We start from the raw sequence: 17,296 nt of genomic DNA on the forward strand, positions 1-17,296 counted from the left end.
TTATTCCGACACTATTGTAAATCGACCCGTTCCATTCAACACCTTAATCAAACCACCTTTTTCATGAATAGAAAAAACAATAATCGGCACATTATTTTCACGCGCTAAAGTTACCGCTGTCGTATCCATAACAGATAATCCCCATTTTAAAATCTCAACATGTGTTAATTGATCAAAACGCTTAGCCGTAGGATCTATCTTTGGATCAGCAGAATAAATGCCATCCACTTGCGTTCCTTTCAATAAGACATCCGCTCCAATTTCTGCCGCACGCAAAGTAGCAGCAGAATCAGTCGTAAAAAATGGATTACCTGTACCACCAGCAAAAATAACAACTTTCCCCTGATTCATATAACTTATTGCTTTACGCTGCGAAAAACTTTCACAAATTTGCGGCATCGCAATCGCAGACAGTACAACCGCTTCAATCCCCAATTTCGTTAATGATGTTCGTAACGCTAAAGAATTAATAGCTGTGGCAAGCATTCCCATATGATCGCCAGTTACACGATCCCCACCCCGTGAAGCAACAGCAACCCCACGAAAAATATTGCCACCACCTATAACAATAGCGACTTCCACACCCATTGCCCGCACTTCAGCAATATCGGAAGCAATACGATCTGCAACTGAAACATCAATTCCAAAACTTTGCCCCCCCATAAGTGCTTCACCAGACACTTTTAATAGAATACGTTTATATCGAAGAGCTAACGTCATCTATGATCTCCTAAAGAGCACATTTATTTTCTACTTTCGATACACTAAGGGCACCACCTTGTCACGTGATGCCCTTTAAATTAGGTATATTTTTTCATATTAATGATATAAATTTTAGGCTTCTGCCCAACAATTTTACAAAAACAACTAGCTCTTTGCTGCAGCTGCAACTTCCGCAGCAAAATCAGTTTCTTCTTTTTCCACACCATCACCTAATGCAAAACGAATAAAACCAGTGATCGTTGCTGGTGCCCCAATTGTTTTTTCAGCATCCTTCAAAGCAGCCTCAACAGTAACATCAGGATTCATAACAAAGGCTTGAGAAAGCAAAACAACCTCTTCGTAAAATTTACGCATACGCCCTTCTACCATTTTTTCGATAATATTTTCAGGCTTTCCAGATTGACGTGCTTGATCTGAAAAAATCGCTTTTTCACGCTCAACAGCACTAGCATCAACGTCCTTTGCAGTTAACGCTAATGGATTGGTTGCAGCAATATGCATCGCAACCTGACGACCAAAAGCAACAGCAGCATCTTTATCTCCAGAAGTTTCAATAGCAACGATAACACCAAGTTTTCCAAGACCATCAGCCACACTATTATGAATATAAGTAGCAACAACACCATTTTTAACAGACAATTTAGCTGAACGACGCAACGCCATATTCTCACCAATTGTGCCAATTGCATCTTTAATTGTTGCATCTATAGTTTTTTCAGAGCCTGGATAAATAGATGCAGACACAGATTCAACGCTACCCTGTGTATCCAAAGCAGCAACTGCTACATTACGCACAATTTCCTGAAAAGCGTCATTGCGCGCAACAAAATCTGTCTCAGAATTTACTTCAACCAAAACAGCACTTAAACCCTTCGATACTGCACCAATTAACCCTTCAGCCGCTGTACGCCCAGCTTTTTTATCCGCTTTGGCTATCCCCTTTTTACGAAGCCAATCAACCGCAGCTTCCATATCACCATTAGTTTCCGCCAGAGCTGTTTTGCAATCCATCATACCAGCCCCTGATAATTCGCGAAGTTCTTTTACTTGTAAAGCAGTAATGCTCATATTAGCCTCTTTATCCTATAATGGCAAAAGCGCGCATAGACGAAACCCCTCTGCACGCTCATAACCTTTCCTTTAGAAAATAAATGCCTCAACAGGCGTTTTTAAATCATGATTCCACAACCGAAACCGCATCTTCCAAAGCAGGCTCCACAGGTACATCAGCCTGAGCTCCTACATCAATATTCATTGCACCTTGTTGACGAGCAATACCATCAAGAGCAGCACGTGCAACAAGATCACAGTAAAGAGAAATCGCACGCGAAGCGTCATCATTACCTGGAATTGGATAATCAATACCATCAGGATCACAATTTGTATCAACAATAGCAATTACAGGAACACCCAAACGCTTTGCTTCTTGAATGGCAATATTTTCCTTATTTGTATCAATAATAAACATAAGATCTGGAACAGACCCCATATCCTTAATACCGCCTAGTGCACGATTCAATTTCTCACGATCACGTTCAAGATTTAACCGTTCTTTTTTAGTAAAGCCCTGCGCTTCAGCAGTTAGAATTTTATCAAGTTTACGCAAACGGTGTATTGAATTAGAAATTGTTTTCCAATTTGTCAACATACCGCCGAGCCAACGCGCGTTAACGTAATATTGAGCCGATCGACTAGCTGCATCAGCAATAATATCAGACGCCTGTCGTTTAGTACCAACAAATAGAACACGCCCCCCCTGCGCAACCGTATCTGAAACAAGCTTAAGCGCTTGATACAAAAGAGGAACTGTCTGAGCAAGATCAATAATATGAATATTATTACGCTGACCATAAATATAGGGAGCCATTTTTGGATTCCAGCGCTGTGTCTGGTGACCAAAGTGTACACCTGCTTCTAAAAGCTGGCGCATAGTAAAGTCTGGTAATGCCACAATTTTATCCTTTCCGGTTTAACCTCCGCGAAAAAAGTAAAAAGACTTACTACCGGTGGACACTTGATAGTTTTTTTTCTATAAGCACCCGAATTTCGCGTGTGGAATAAAAATATCATACTAATATTTGATTTTTTTTCAAGTCATTTTCTGCATATCATTTATTTAATGATTGCAAGTATCAGAATTCTTTCCAAGATCGAGTAGTTCAAAATTTTTCAATTTTGCGCGTATTGAAAAATCCCCATAATCGATGAGTAAGTCTCGCATAATACCGTTTTCATATAAAAGAAAGTTGGTACGATAAAGAGGCAAACCATCTTTATTTTTTTTATCATCAAAATAAGAAATTGTAACAGGCCAATGGCTTTCCTCACTTAATTTTCCCAATTTTTTTGTTTCAGAATCAGATGTTAGCTTCTTTTTGTCTCCAATAACTATGCTTTCTTTTATCACTTCATTTGCACCATCTGTTCCATCAAATACAGCTGTGTGATAAAAATGACGAGCTGCTTTTGCCTGCTGAATAATAGTTTTCAATTGCATAATTGGAAATTCAGCTGTTGTAAGTTTATAGATATCCTCTTTTGGCTTTTTTAATTTAACTATAATTCCATCTTTAGTGCGCTCAGCCACCCCTTCGACATTATCTGAAACGTCTTCTCCAATCTTATTTTGAACATTAAAATGAAATTCATGACTATTAGCTGTTTCATAACTCGTTATTTGTTGATCCGTTAAACGTATCGGTGCATCTTTCATATAAATACGGTTCACAAAGCGAGACCTTGTAGTATAACCATGACATGCTGAACCTGTAAGTTCATAAACCATCCGCCCAGAAACTCCTAGGATTGACATTTCATGAGAAACACTTTCAAGTTGAAAATCGTAAATAGCTCGATGAGGTACCAAAAAAATAGGTTTTTCAGCTCCTGCGGAACATAGGAGAATATTGTATAAACCTATCATAAATAATGGCTTGATTATTTTTGACTTCCAATTTTTTATTCTGCACACAATCATATAAAAAACGAAAAACCTCCCCTTAAATCACTTCAATACATTTCTTTAAGCTAGAAAATAGTTTATGAGACACATTATATCACTATATCATAGAAAATATGGAAGTTAAAATATGACCAACTCAATTGAAAGTCGTTTAAAAAAATTTGGTATTGTTATTCCTGAAGCAATACAACCCATTGCAAATTACATAACAACATCACAAATTGGTAATCAACTTTTCATTTCTGGCCAGCTACCACTGTCTTGTGGAAAACCAGTAGCAATTGGAAAAGTTGGCGCAACTGTCAGTGCTGAACAAGCAAAAAAGTCCGCAGAAGTATGTGCTCTTAATATCTTTGCACAAATAAAATTAACCCTTGGTGATTTAAGTAAAATAAAACGCATAATAAAAATTACCGTCTTTGTTGCAGCAGATCCTAATTTTACCGATATACCTCTTGTTGCTAATGGAGCTTCCGATCTATTTGTTAATATTCTTGGTGATGCAGGTAAACATGCTCGTTCTGCTGTCGGGGTCTGTGCTCTACCTATGGGCGTTCCTGTAGAAGTAGAAGCTATTATAGAAATCTAACTCTTTCATAAATTCAACATTTGCACAAAATAGAATATTATAAATTGCCTTGAGTTTATATTCTCAAAGAGTTTACATTTTTTAGTCTTTAAAAAACAGTGTGAATGAATTCTATTTCTAGATAAATACTGAAAGAAAATGCTTTATGAAACAAGTATATGACGATAACAATATTTTTGCTAAATTGATTCGTAACGAAATTCCTTCCGTTCGTGTCTATGAAGATAATGATGTTATTGCATTTATGGACATCATGCCCCAAGCTCCAGGCCATACACTGGTTATTCCCCGAAAAAGCTGTAGAAATTTATTAGATGCAGATACGGAAATATTGTTTCCCGTCATTAAAGTTGTTCAAAAAATTGCTAATGCTGTTAAAAAAGCTTTTCAAGCGGATGGTGTAACAGTCATGCAATTTAATGAAGCAGCTAGTCAACAAACCGTTTACCATCTTCATTTCCATATTATACCACGGATGGAAGGAGTAGAACTTAAACCCCATAATAATGTCATAACGCCTACAGAAATACTCAAAGAACATGCACAAAAAATCCGATCAGTTCTTTAAAAATGGTTTTAAGTTGTAGAGCTCTTTTTTCTTATATATTTTGCAGAATTCAATAAGCTCTTGTGAGCTTTGCTATCATTTGAGCCAACAGAAGGGTCAGGAGATAAAATTTCTAATTCTAGTTTTTCTCTACCATTGTTTAATTTGTGCACAAACACGCGAACTATGCCACCGGTGCGCAATTTCCCAAATAAAATTTCATCAGCTAACGGCTTTTTAATATGTTCTTGTATAACACGACTCAACGGACGTGCTCCCATTTGAGCATCGTACCCTTTATGAGCAAGCCATACCATTGCAGATTCACTGAGTTCAAAAGAGATTCCTCTATCAATTAATTGTGCTTCAAGTTGAAAAATAAATTTCTGCACAATTTGATTAATTACTAATCGAGATAAAGGTGCAAAGGGAACGATAGCATCTAACCGATTACGAAATTCTGGTGTAAATAATTTATTGATAGCTTCTATATCATCGCCATCACGATGTATCTTACCAAATCCCACAGCAGACTTTGCCATATCCGAAGCGCCAGCATTGGTTGTCATAATTAAAATGATATTGCGGAAATCAATTTTTCTACCATTATGGTCTGTTAATTTACCATAATCCATCACCTGCAATAAAATATTAAACAATTCTGGATGAGCCTTTTCAATCTCATCTAACAACACAACCGCATGAGGATTCTGATCAACAGCATCTGTGAGAAGACCACCCTGATCAAACCCCACATAGCCTGGAGGAGCTCCTATCAAACGTGCTACTGTATGCCGTTCCATATATTCTGACATATCAAAACGCAACAACTCAATTCCCAAAGAAAATGCCAGTTGTTTTGCAACTTCAGTTTTCCCAACACCTGTTGGTCCTGAAAATAAATAACTTCCTATCGGCTTTTCTGACTCACGTAATCCCGCTCGTGCTAACTTAATGGACGATACAAGTATTCCAATCGCCTGATCTTGCCCATAAACAACATGTTTGAGCTCTTTTTCAAGATTTTCAAGGACTTTGCGATCATTATTAGAAACTGTTTTTGGTGGAATCCTTGCCATAGCTGCAATTGTAGATTCAATTTCTTTAACACCGACACTCTTTCTTCTTTGTTTTTTTGGCAAAAGCATCTGCGCAGCACCACTTTCATCAATAACATCAATTGCTTTATCGGGTAATCGGCGGTCAGCCATATAACGTGAGGATAATTCTACTGATGCTATCATTGCTGCATCGGTATATTTAATTTGGTGAAATTTTTCAAAATAAGGCTTCAATCCTTGCAAAATCTTAATTGCATCAGCGACAGATGGTTCATTAACATTAATTTTCTGAAAACGACGCGTCAAAGCTCGATCAAGTTCAAAAATTTTTCTATATTCCTTATAAGTTGTCGAACCAATACATCGAATCATACCTGAAGATAATGCAGGTTTTAAAAGATTTGCTGCATCCATATGCCCCCCAGACGTAGCTCCTGCCCCAATCAGTGTATGAATTTCATCAATAAATAAAATAGCGCCAGGATATTGTTCTAATTCTTTAACAACCTGCTTTAATCGCTCTTCAAAATCACCACGATAGCGTGTGCCAGCAACAAGCCCCCCCATATCAAGAGAAAATATTGTTGCATTTAATAAAACTTCGGGCACCTTTTCATCAACGATGCGTTTAGCCAACCCTTCAACTATAGCCGTTTTTCCAACACCAGGTTCGCCAACCAACAGTGGATTATTTTTTGACCTTCGACATAAAACCTGCATCATTCGTGAAATTTCCACGTCACGACCAATTAATAAATCAATTTTTCCACTGCGCGCTTTACAATTCAAATTAATACAATAAGTAGCAAGCGCACTGGCCACTTTGTCATTGTTTTCCAAAACATGTTGATCTAACTGCTCTTCAAGATCTTCAAGTAATAGGGATAACCCATCATCACGCACAATACCATGTGAAATGAAACGCACAGCATCATAGCGTGTCATTCCCATTTCTTGAAGAAAATATGCCGCATGACTTTCACGTTCAGAAAAAATTGCAACAAGAACATTTGCTCCTGATACTTCATCTTTCCCTGCTGATTGAGCATGAATCACTGCACGTTGAATAACACGCTGAAAAAATGCTGTTGGTTTTGTATCCTTATCGGTTTTAATTTGTACATCCAATTCCGATTGGATATAATTAGTCAAACGTTCCCGTAATTCTTCCAAATCTACCTGACAAGCGTGGATTACTGAGCTTGCATCAGCATCATCTAACAAAGCAAGTAAAAGGTGCTCTAATGTTGCGTATTCATGCTGCGCTTGAGTAGCAATTGTTAATGCACGATGCAAAACTTCTTCAAGGCTGGGCGTAAAAGACGGCATAACCCTCTCTCTTTTATTCCATTACACATTGTAATGGATGTTCATTTTGACGTGCACACTCCATAACTTGCACAACTTTCATTTCAGCTACTTCATAGGTATAAATACCGCATTCACCTACCCCATTTTGATGAACATTTAACATAATACGAGTTGCTTCCTCAAAACTTTTTTTAAAAAAGCTCTCCAAAATAAAAACAACAAAATCCATAGGTGTGTAATCATCATTCAGCAAAAGAACACGGTATAATTTAGGCTTTTGAAATTTCGGCTTAACTTGAGGTATAACAATAGTATCATATTTATCTTCACTCCAGCCCTTGCCCTTTTCATTTTGCATAGTATGAAGTGCGGGTTTTTCAGTTAATATCATTATGATTTTCCATGTAGTATACTTTTTATTAATTTAAAATCCTCTCATAACCATTGCAACATTTGAGTATATGAAGAATAAATTTTCTTTTATGATCAAATTTAAGTCAAATGGAGAGACTTACAAAATGATTTTATAAATAAATTAGTAACACCATTCATCTAAATTGTGTTAAACTAACTGCAACAAGAAAGATCTTGATGCGATTATTTGGCATAAATAAGGTATTACACGTGTATATTAACTGGCGAAAAATTGCACCTTTCTATAAAGGAATAGTAACTACTTTTATTGTTTTAGCTATTTCTTATTCTTCAGCGAAAGCTACTCCTAAAGAAGCTTACCCCGATAAATATGCGGCTATTGTTATAGATGCACACACAGGAAAGACCTTATTTCAAGCCAATGCAACTTTAAAACGTTATCCTGCCTCTTTAACAAAAATGATGACGTTGTACATGCTCTTTGAAGCTATGGAAGTACGTCGCGTAACGCCAAACACACCCATTCCTGTTTCAGCTTACGCAGCTGCACGTCCACCAACAAAAATAGGTTTTAAAGCAGGTCAAACAATTTCTGTAGAAGAAGCTGCTAAAGCTCTTATTACCAAATCAGCAAATGATGTTGCTACTGCTGTAGGTGAATATCTTGGTGGCAGTGAACCAAAATTTGCTCGAATGATGACAGTGAAAGCCCGTAAACTTGGTATGACAAATACTCGTTTTGCAAATGCTTCAGGTCTTCCAGATGCACGCAATTATTCTACAGCAAAAGATATGGCCACTTTGGCATTAGCTTTGCGCAAACATTTTCCCCAGCAGTATAAACTGTTTAAAACAACAAGTTTCTCTTTTCGTGGCAAAACAATTAACAACCATAATAAATTAGTAAAAACAATAAAAGGTGTTGATGGAATTAAAACAGGCTATACACAAATGTCAGGTTCTAATTTAGCCACGTCAATGCATATTGAAGGACGATCCATTGTTGCCGTAGTAATGGGAGGAAAATCATCTACAGAGCGTGATATTCACATGACTAACTTGTTGAACCGATATTTGCCAAGAGCAAGTCGTAAGAAAACAAATGGATATTTAGTAGCTGCAGTGTCTCATAATTTACCTACCGGAGCAGCCACCCCTATACCTGTCGCTAAAACAAATCTAACTGATTTAGATGATGATGTTTCTGCACTTCTAACAGCACTTGCAGCACAACCTAATGAATTAAACACAGCTATAGCTGCCGTAAATCAGGTGATTATACCAACTCCTAATCCTCAAAAAACTACATCTGGGGAGATAGATAAAATCATTACTGCTTCTTTATCTACAACTGGTGGATGGGCTATTCAAATTGGTTCTCTTCCCAGTAAAGAACAGGCAAACTCTCTGCTTTTAAAAGCCAAAAACACAGCTTATTCAGCTCTAAAACATACATCTGCACATATGCAACTGTTTGAAAAAAGCGGAAATCGTTATTATCGTGCTCGATTTGTTGGATTTCAATCAAAAAAAGCTGCACACGATGCTTGTTCTACCCTAAAGAAAGCAAATTTTAACTGCTATACTGTAATCTATTAAAAGTTTTTGAATTCTGTATTAAGGACAGTGCCATGACACATAATGTTATTTCCCCGTCTCTTGAAAAGGGAAAGCAGTCAAAACAATCGTCTCTCCTCTCATTACGTTCTCTTCACGATGCTGCAACTAAACTTGCCAATTTAAAGCATACCCCAATGGTGCCAAACACACATTCTCTTGTTAGTCTTCTTATTTGTCAAACAAATCGAAACCGTCGTTTAGCTACGCCTCCTGTACGTATTCATTTACGAGTTGCAAGTCGCACAGGAAATATACCTGTCAAACTTCGTTTAGGAGCAACCAATACTTAATTATCAGCTATCCCTTATAAGAGATACTTGATTGATAACAAAATATTTATTCACTATGTGAGATTTTAAAGAAATTTAAGTGCGTGGTTTTTTATCTTAAATTTACAGAAATTCCAGCGTGAATTTCTGTTTTTATTATTTTACATTTATAGTGTTTAAATAACATTGTTCTTAAAAGACGCAAAAATACCAAAACTATTAGTATCAATACAGAATCTAACATTAAACGGTATATTGCTTACACCTTCGTTGTAATAAAAAAATATCCATGAGACGATAATAGCAACACTGAATATTGATACTAATGATTTACTAAAAAGAAATTCTTCCGATCGTTTGCTTACTTCACTTAAACGATATTTCCTTATTAAAATCACATTCTTTCAATGCATAAAGCACTCTTAAGAAAGTAGTGCTTCTCTTTATGCATAAATAACCCGACAATTTTATCAAATAAAGTACCTTTATTTAGCTAACATGATGTAACATTGCGTGCAAGGCCGCCTTTACTTGTCTCTTTATAGCGCTCACTCATATCATGGCCTGTTTGACGCATCGTTTCAATACAAGCATCAAGAGAAACAAAATGTGCTCCATTACCATGTAAAGCAAGAGAAGAAGCTGTTACAGCCTTAACAGCACCCATAGCGTTACGTTCAATACATGGAACCTGTACAAGGCCCGCAACTGGATCACATGTCATTCCTAAATGATGTTCAAGAGCAATTTCAGCAGCATTTTCAATTTGAGCGGGCGTACCACCCAATGCTGCTGTCAATCCTGCAGCTGCCATTGAAGACGCTGTTCCCACTTCACCTTGACAACCAACCTCTGCACCAGAGATAGAAGCATTATGTTTAATGATACCGCCAATAGCTGCTGCCGTTAATAAAAAATTATGCACCCCTTCCCGATTGGAACTATTATTAAATTGCAGATAACAACGTAAAACAGAAGGTACAACACCAGCCGCACCATTCGTCGGTGCGGTAACAATACGGCCACCTGCTGCATTTTCTTCATTTACTGCTATAGCATATACAGAAAGCCAATCATTGATCCAAAGTGAGTGGTTACGATTTTTTTTCTGGTCTTCTAAAAGCTCTTTATACAGTTTTTTAGCACGTCTTGGAATACGCAACCCGCCCGGTAACTCACCTTCTTGTGAAAGCCCCCTATCAATGCAATCTGACATAGCTGAACAAATCTCATCGAGTGCAGCATCAAAAGCAGCACGTTCCATTTTTGTTTCTTCATTGATGCGCTTCATTTCAGCAATTGAAAGACCTGAATTTTCTGCCATTAGCAACATTTCACTCGCCGAGTCAAAAGGATATGGCACCTGAGATGTTTCTAATTTTGTATTATAATTAGCATCATTTAATTCATCTTCGGTTACCACAAAACCGCCACCGATAGAATAATAAACCCGCCGCAAGAGGATGTTCCCTTTAGAATCAAGCCCTTCAAATACAAGACCATTAGCATGCCCAGATAAAACTTTTTTTTGTTCAAAAATAAGATCATTCTGCAAATCAAAATGATAAGCAGGGTGACCTATTGGTTGCACCTTTTTTTCATGTTTAACTTTTTCTAAAAGCATCCCCATACTATTAGGATCAACAGTAGACACTTTTTCTCCCAACAACCCTAATATAATAGCTTTATCTGTAGCGTGACCAACACCAGTAAAAGCCAGCGAACCGTGAAGATAAACACGAATATGAGAAACTCTCATATGAGATGAACAAGATAAATCCTTTGCAATAATTTCCTGCAAAAACATATTAGCAGCTGTCATCGGCCCCATTGTATGAGAACTAGAAGGGCCAATACCAATTTTAAAAAGTTCAAAAACAGATAGAAACATCACTTACCCCAAAACAAAATGCAGATTTTGAGTATAAGTTCTTTTATTATTTTTGTCTCATTTAAAATCAAATTGTAAGATAAGCTAAAAAAATGACAGCAATAAATACCAATGTTGCGCGCCTTGCTACCACCCAACAATTTTTTTCTATACTATCTTCCATTTTCAACCTTTGAGGAACTAATTGGTTATCCCAAATACCGCTATTTTAGCGTGATGAGTTTAGTAAAATAAATGTTAACATGCAATGTTAAAATAAAATGGAGTTTATAAATTGCATTGAGATATTTTTTATAATACCTCAAATTTTAAAATTAACCATCCAATACACAAGAACATTTCATTAGCACAAATCAAACAAAACGTACAAAATTTTCAATCGGTTCGCGTTCAGTTTCAAAATTGTTTTCTGGAGCATTTGCATCGCGATAACCAAGCGCCATACCACATATAAGACGTTGCTCAGAAGACACTGATAAAAGTGTACAAACTTGCTTATGATAATCAGCAAAAGCTGCTTGAGGGCATGTGTCTAATCCAAATCCACGCGCTACTAACATAATTGTCTGCATAAACATACCTAAATCAAGCCAACTACCAATTTCCATATCTTGATCCATTGTAAACAAGAGTCCAACAGGTGCACCAAAAAATGAAAAATTTCGCGCATGTTGTCGAAGCATTTTTTCCTGCTCACCTTTCTGGATTCCAAGACTTTTATAAAGACCCAAACCAACTTTTCGACGCCGAGAAAGATAAGGCTCCCGCCATTGGCGAGGGTAATAATGATATTCACGCTCTCCTTTTACACCTGATAGTACAAGCTGTGAAAGTTCTTCCCCTACTTTCTGCAACATATCCCCTGTTATAACAATTACTTGCCAAGGCTGAAGATTTGCTCCAGATGGTGCTCGCGCTGCGAGTTTTAAAATTTTCTTGATTGTTTCCTGCTCAACAGGCTGATCAGTAAAAGCTCTAATTGATTTTCGTGACAAAACAGATTGAAAAATATCAAAAGTAGAACTAGCCATTTGTTTTTACTTTCCCCCTACAAGAAGATAAACTGAAATACCATTGCTGTTTAATAGAAAAAATTTTCTATGGCACAAGAAAAACCAATGCAATGTAATTAAATAAAACACACTCGCTTCCCAAAATTTGAGTTCCCAAATAGTCATGACTTTAATTAGCATGAAATATTACCTAAGCCTAAGATTTGAGTTATGTTTCACATGTTTTTCCACTATATCAACTCGTGAAAATCTATAAATTCTTATGCATTAAGAGCATATTTTATTTTTTTGCTGGCTTTAACTTTTAACCCTTCCATCATAATATCACTCTAGCACCTTTCTGGAAAAAGATAATACAGAATTGATCTAACAAATTACTTCTCTGACATCCCCTAAAATCAATCATTTTAGATCATTTGAGACAATCTGTCGCTCTCTACCCCCTCTCATGACCTTTTATAGAAAATACTCAGTCGACATGAATTTTCATTTGGTTGCACAACAATTAAAACTTTACAGCTAAACAATAAGCATTGCCAATATTATTATCAATGAATGTAAAAACAAAGCAAAACTATAATTGCTTATAATTTTACAGTTATACTTATTAGGAATAATCCGCCATTTCTGCATTTAAAAACCAAAAAAAATGCCTGAATTTTACTCAGGCATTTTCCTATTACTCTTTGGCGTTTAATCAAAATTATTCAACAGCAGCATTAGCCGTCATATCCGTCAACATAGCTTTACTTTCTTCACTATGACTAGACTTACGCTGTTCATCTACAATCAAATCATCACGAATCGTGGCAATACGACGAATTTGAGCGATTGTGCCACCTGTACCTGCAGGAATAAGCCGGCCAACAATAACATTCTCCTTCAACCCTTGCAAAGTATCAATCTTTCCTGAAACTGCTGCTTCAGTAAGTACCCGAGTTGTCTCCTGAAATGACGCTGCTGAAATAAAGGATGGTGTCTGAAGAGATGCTTTCGTAATCCCAAGAAGTATAGGATTACCAGATGCAGGCTTTTTACCTTCCGCAATTAAATTATCATTGATTTCATCTAATTCAATACGATCAACATTATCACCTGGAATATAACCAGAATCTCCAGATTCTGTAATTTCAACTTTTTGCAACATCTGACGAACGATTACTTCAATGTGCTTATCATTAATCAAAACACCCTGTAAACGATAAACCTCTTGAATCTCATTAACAAGGTAAGACGCCAAAGCTTCAACACCCTTAATTGCTAAAATATCATGAGGCGCTGGGTTGCCATCAAGAATATAATCACCTTTTTCAATCTGATCGCCTTCTTGTAAATGAAATAGCTTACCCTTTGGAATTAAATACTCTACTGGCTCAAGATTTGCATCATTTGGCTCAATAATAATACGGCGTTTATTTTTATAACCACGACCAAATCGAACTGTACCACTGACTTCAGCAATGATAGCGTGATCTTTTGGACGCCGCGCTTCGAAAAGTTCAGCCACACGTGGCAAACCACCCGTAATATCTTTGGTCTTAGCACTTTCCAGTGGTAAACGCGCAATAACATCACCCGCCTTAACGTAAGAACCAAGCTCAACAGAAAGGATAGTATCCACTGACATCATGTAACGAGCTTCCCCCCCTTTGTTCAATTTAGCAATATGCTCACCTTTCTTATCTGCGTGGATGATAATTGCTGGTTTTAGTTCAGCACTGCGTGGATTAGCACGCCAATCAATAACCAAACGCTTCGTAATCCCCGTAGATTCATCAGCTGTTTCAGTTACTGATAAACCATCAATCATATCTTCAAAACCTATATAGCCATCAACTTCAGTAAGAATTGGACGTGTATAAGGATCCCACTCTGCTATACGTTGTCCACGTTTAACAACATCACCATCATCAACAAAAATGCGTGAACCATAGCTAATACGATGCACAACACGCTCTTTACCAGTCTCATCCTTGACAATAACAGCCATATTGCGCCCCATGACCACCAAATGGCCTTCAGAGTTGCGAACTACATTACGATTACGTAATTCTACTGTACCTTCATAAGACGCTTCAAAATAAGATGAATCAACAACCTGCGCCGTTCCTCCTAAGTGGAATGTACGCATGGTAAGCTGCGTTCCTGGTTCACCAATTGACTGAGCCGCAATCACACCAACTGCTTCACCTTGATTGACTGGCGTTCCACGTGCTAAATCACGACCATAACATTTAGCACAAACACCAAGACGCGTTTCACAAGTCAAAGCAGAACGAATCTGAACAGACTGAATTCCAGCTTCTTCAATCTTAGCGACATCAGCTTCTTCAATCATCGCACCACCCTGAAGAATAACTTCACCAGAAACTGGATGCAAAATATCAAAAAGTGCTGTACGACCAAGGATTCTCTGACCAAGCGACGCAACAATCTGTCCTGCATCAACAATTGGCTGCATAGTAAGACCTTTTACAGTACCACAATCAACCGCTGAAATAATAGCATCCTGCGCAACATCAACAAGACGCCGTGTTAGATAACCAGAGTTAGCAGTTTTTAATGCAGTATCAGCGAGTCCTTTACGAGCACCATGGGTTGAGTTAAAGTATTCGTTAACAGTTAAACCCTCTTTAAAATTAGAAATGATCGGTGTTTCGATAATTTCACCAGATGGTTTTGCCATTAATCCGCGCATACCAGCTAACTGCCTCATCTGATTAGCAGAACCACGCGCACCCGAATGCGACATCATGTAGATTGAATTCATTTGCCGCTGAGAACCTGTCTTTGGATCAAATGCAACAGCTTGAATACGCTTCATCATTTCATCCGCAATGCGATCAGTACATTTACCCCAGGCATCTACAACTTTGTTATATTTTTCACCTTGTGTAATCAAACCATCATTATATTGCTGCTCATATTCCTTAGCCAAAGCTTCCGTTTCTGCAACCAAACGTGACTTGCTATCGGGGATAACCATATCATCTTTACCAAAGGAAATACCAGCACGACAAGCATGAGAAAAACCAAGTTGCATAATACGATCACAGAAAATAACCGTTTCTTTTTGCCCACAATGCCGATAAACTTGATCAATTATTTTAGAAATGTTCTTTTTAGTCATCTCCTGATTAACAATATCAAATGAGATATTTGGATTTTTAGGCAAAAGCTCACCAATAATCAAACGACCAGGCGTTGTGTCGTAAAGCTTGGCAACCTCTTTACCATTTTCATCTATACTTTTAAAACGGCCTTTGATCTTCGTATGAAGAGTCACAACTTTGTTCTCTAAGGCATGATATAGCTCACCCATATCAGCAAATGCCATTCCTTCACCTGGTTCTTTATCAGAAACAATTGAAAGATAATAAAGACCAAGAACCATATCTTGTGATGGAACAATAATTGGCGCACCATTGGCTGGATGTAGAATATTATTAGTCGACATCATTAAAACACGAGCTTCAAGCTGAGCTTCAAGCGAAAGAGGAACGTGTACTGCCATTTGATCGCCGTCAAAATCCGCGTTAAAAGCTGTACACACCAATGGGTGAAGTTGTATCGCTTTTCCTTCAATCAAAACAGGCTCAAAAGCTTGAATCCCTAGACGATGAAGTGTTGGTGCACGATTTAACAAAACAGGATGTTCACGAATAACTTCATCCAAAATATCCCAAACTTCCGGATGCTCTTTTTCAACAAGCTTTTTTGCTTGTTTTACAGTCGATGAATAGCCCTTTGCATCAAGGCGCGCATAAATGAATGGCTTAAACAATTCAAGAGCCATCTTTTTAGGAAGACCACATTGATGTAATTTCAATTCAGGCCCTGTCACAATAACCGAACGACCTGAATAATCAACACGCTTCCCAAGTAAGTTTTGACGGAAACGCCCTTGCTTACCTTTTAGCATATCTGAAAGTGACTTTAATGGACGTTTATTTGCACCAGTAATCACACGTCCACGGCGACCATTGTCAAATAATGCATCGACCGCTTCTTGTACCATACGTTTTTCATTACGTACAATAATTCCAGGAGCACGCAGCTCAATTAGTCGTTTTAAACGATTGTTACGATTTATAACACGTCGATAGAGATCATTTAAATCCGATGTTGCAAAACGACCACCATCAAGCGGAACCAATGGACGTAAATCTGGCGGAATCACCGGAATTGTTTTCATAATCATCCATTCCGGTTTATTACCGGATTCAAGGAAGCTTTCAACAATCTTGAGCCGTTTAATCAGTTTTTTTTGTTTTAATTCCGAAGTCGTTTCAGCCAATTCAACGCGTAAATCATTCGCTATTTTATCCAACTCCATTGCAGCAAGAAGCTCATAAATAGCTTCTGCACCAATCATAGCAGTAAATTGGTCTTCTCCAAATTCATCAATAGCCAACATATACTCTTCTTCGGAAAGAAGCTGGTGCATTTTGAGAGACGTCAGACCTGGTTCGGTAACAATATAATTTTCAAAATAAAGAATTCTTTCGATATCTTTTAAAGTTAAGTCTAAAAGAGTAGAAATACGACCCGGTAATGATTTAAGGAACCAAATATGAGCGACCGGTGCTGCAAGTTCAATATGCCCCATACGTTCACGGCGTACACGCGAAAGAGTAACTTCTACACCACACTTTTCACAGATAATGCCTTTATATTTCATACGCTTATATTTGCCACATAGACATTCATAGTCTTTAATAGGACCAAATATACGCGCACAAAAAAGACCATCACGCTCTGGTTTAAATGTCCGATAATTAATAGTCTCTGGCTTTTTAATCTCGCCATATGACCAGGACAGAATCTTCTCAGGACTCGCAATTGAAATACGAATAGAGTCAAATGTCTGCGTTGGTACCTGAGGATTGAAAAGATTCATGACCTCGTGGCTCATGCTGTTCTCCTTCAAAGATT

The 17,296-nt window shown here is 37.5% G+C and carries 13 protein-coding genes; 4 read left to right on the forward strand and 9 right to left on the reverse strand.

Annotated features, from left to right (window positions below; translation table 11 throughout):
• The 4 genes from pyrH to GGR10_RS01115 form a co-directional block, all read right to left on the reverse strand.
• Entirely contained in the window at nt 1–720 is a 720-nt protein-coding gene (pyrH, locus tag GGR10_RS01100; protein WP_182479529.1) for a UMP kinase, read from the reverse strand.
• A 147-nt stretch (nt 721–867) separates the two neighbouring features.
• A complete protein-coding gene (gene tsf / locus GGR10_RS01105) occupies nt 868–1,791 on the reverse strand; it encodes a translation elongation factor Ts (protein ID WP_182479530.1) in 924 nt (307 codons plus the stop codon).
• Between the two features lie 106 nt (nt 1,792–1,897).
• Nucleotides 1,898–2,674 carry a 30S ribosomal protein S2 gene (gene rpsB / locus GGR10_RS01110; protein ID WP_182479531.1) on the reverse strand — a complete coding sequence of 259 codons (777 nt, stop codon included), beginning with the start codon at nt 2,672–2,674 and terminating at the stop codon, nt 1,898–1,900.
• 165 nt (nt 2,675–2,839) lie between these two features.
• The gene (locus GGR10_RS01115) at nt 2,840–3,664 is read right to left on the reverse strand and encodes a cell envelope integrity EipB family protein (RefSeq protein WP_182479742.1); all 825 of its coding nucleotides are present in this window, start codon (nt 3,662–3,664) and stop codon (nt 2,840–2,842) included.
• Between the two features lie 148 nt (nt 3,665–3,812).
• Here GGR10_RS01115 and GGR10_RS01120 point away from each other — a divergent pair, with 148 nt between their 5' ends.
• Together GGR10_RS01120 and GGR10_RS01125 are read left to right on the forward strand one after the other, a co-directional pair.
• Nucleotides 3,813–4,274 (forward strand): RidA family protein, encoded by a 462-nt coding sequence (locus GGR10_RS01120; RefSeq protein WP_182479532.1) that lies wholly within the window; start codon nt 3,813–3,815, stop codon nt 4,272–4,274.
• A gap of 145 nt (nt 4,275–4,419) precedes the next feature.
• The gene (locus tag GGR10_RS01125; protein ID WP_182479533.1) at nt 4,420–4,842 is read left to right on the forward strand and encodes an HIT family protein; all 423 of its coding nucleotides are present in this window, start codon (nt 4,420–4,422) and stop codon (nt 4,840–4,842) included.
• Between the two features lie 8 nt (nt 4,843–4,850).
• Here the strand turns inward: GGR10_RS01125 and clpA are convergent, their stop codons facing one another.
• Nucleotides 4,851–7,211 (reverse strand): ATP-dependent Clp protease ATP-binding subunit ClpA, encoded by a 2,361-nt coding sequence (gene clpA, locus GGR10_RS01130; protein ID WP_182479534.1) that lies wholly within the window; start codon nt 7,209–7,211, stop codon nt 4,851–4,853.
• A 13-nt stretch (nt 7,212–7,224) separates the two neighbouring features.
• Nucleotides 7,225–7,584 (reverse strand): ATP-dependent Clp protease adapter ClpS, encoded by a 360-nt coding sequence (gene clpS, locus GGR10_RS01135; RefSeq protein ID WP_182479535.1) that lies wholly within the window; start codon nt 7,582–7,584, stop codon nt 7,225–7,227.
• Nucleotides 7,585–7,817: 233 nt separating this feature from the next.
• Here clpS and GGR10_RS01140 point away from each other — a divergent pair, with 233 nt between their 5' ends.
• On the forward strand, nt 7,818–9,167 hold the full coding sequence (locus tag GGR10_RS01140) for a D-alanyl-D-alanine carboxypeptidase (protein ID WP_182479536.1): 1,350 nt from the start codon (nt 7,818–7,820) through the stop codon (nt 9,165–9,167).
• Between the two features lie 32 nt (nt 9,168–9,199).
• On the forward strand, nt 9,200–9,478 hold the full coding sequence (locus tag GGR10_RS01145; RefSeq protein WP_007477604.1) for a hypothetical protein: 279 nt from the start codon (nt 9,200–9,202) through the stop codon (nt 9,476–9,478).
• 472 nt (nt 9,479–9,950) lie between these two features.
• Here the strand turns inward: GGR10_RS01145 and GGR10_RS01150 are convergent, their stop codons facing one another.
• The 3 genes from GGR10_RS01150 to rpoC all read right to left on the reverse strand — a co-directional run bounded on the left by GGR10_RS01150 (nt 9,951) and on the right by rpoC (nt 17,276).
• Nucleotides 9,951–11,348: an L-serine ammonia-lyase gene (locus GGR10_RS01150; RefSeq protein WP_182479537.1), complete on the reverse strand. Its 1,398-nt coding sequence runs from the start codon at nt 11,346–11,348 to the stop codon at nt 9,951–9,953.
• Between the two features lie 353 nt (nt 11,349–11,701).
• Nucleotides 11,702–12,379 carry a nitroreductase gene (locus GGR10_RS01155; protein ID WP_182479538.1) on the reverse strand — a complete coding sequence of 226 codons (678 nt, stop codon included), beginning with the start codon at nt 12,377–12,379 and terminating at the stop codon, nt 11,702–11,704.
• Nucleotides 12,380–13,064: 685 nt separating this feature from the next.
• A complete protein-coding gene (gene rpoC, locus GGR10_RS01160; protein ID WP_182479539.1) occupies nt 13,065–17,276 on the reverse strand; it encodes a DNA-directed RNA polymerase subunit beta' in 4,212 nt (1,403 codons plus the stop codon).
• Between the last annotated feature and the right edge of the window lie 20 nt (nt 17,277–17,296).

The organism is Bartonella chomelii, from assembly GCF_014138465.1.
GTDB lineage: Bacteria > Pseudomonadota > Alphaproteobacteria > Rhizobiales > Rhizobiaceae > Bartonella > Bartonella schoenbuchensis.

Bases quoted from the DNA above. Each gene is read 5' to 3' on its own strand.
- pyrH (WP_182479529.1), bottom strand. From the start codon at position 720: ATGACGTTAGCTCTTCGATATAAACGTATTCTATTAAAAGTGTCTGGT.
- tsf (WP_182479530.1), bottom strand. From the start codon at position 1,791: ATGAGCATTACTGCTTTACAAGTAAAAGAACTTCGCGAATTATCAGGG.
- GGR10_RS01120 (WP_182479532.1), top strand. From the start codon at position 3,813: ATGACCAACTCAATTGAAAGTCGTTTAAAAAAATTTGGTATTGTTATT.
- GGR10_RS01125 (WP_182479533.1), top strand. From the start codon at position 4,420: ATGAAACAAGTATATGACGATAACAATATTTTTGCTAAATTGATTCGT.
- clpA (WP_182479534.1), bottom strand. From the start codon at position 7,211: ATGCCGTCTTTTACGCCCAGCCTTGAAGAAGTTTTGCATCGTGCATTA.
- clpS (WP_182479535.1), bottom strand. From the start codon at position 7,584: ATGATATTAACTGAAAAACCCGCACTTCATACTATGCAAAATGAAAAG.
- GGR10_RS01145 (WP_007477604.1), top strand. From the start codon at position 9,200: ATGACACATAATGTTATTTCCCCGTCTCTTGAAAAGGGAAAGCAGTCA.
- GGR10_RS01150 (WP_182479537.1), bottom strand. From the start codon at position 11,348: ATGTTTCTATCTGTTTTTGAACTTTTTAAAATTGGTATTGGCCCTTCT.
- GGR10_RS01155 (WP_182479538.1), bottom strand. From the start codon at position 12,379: ATGGCTAGTTCTACTTTTGATATTTTTCAATCTGTTTTGTCACGAAAA.
- rpoC (WP_182479539.1), bottom strand. From the start codon at position 17,276: ATGAGCCACGAGGTCATGAATCTTTTCAATCCTCAGGTACCAACGCAG.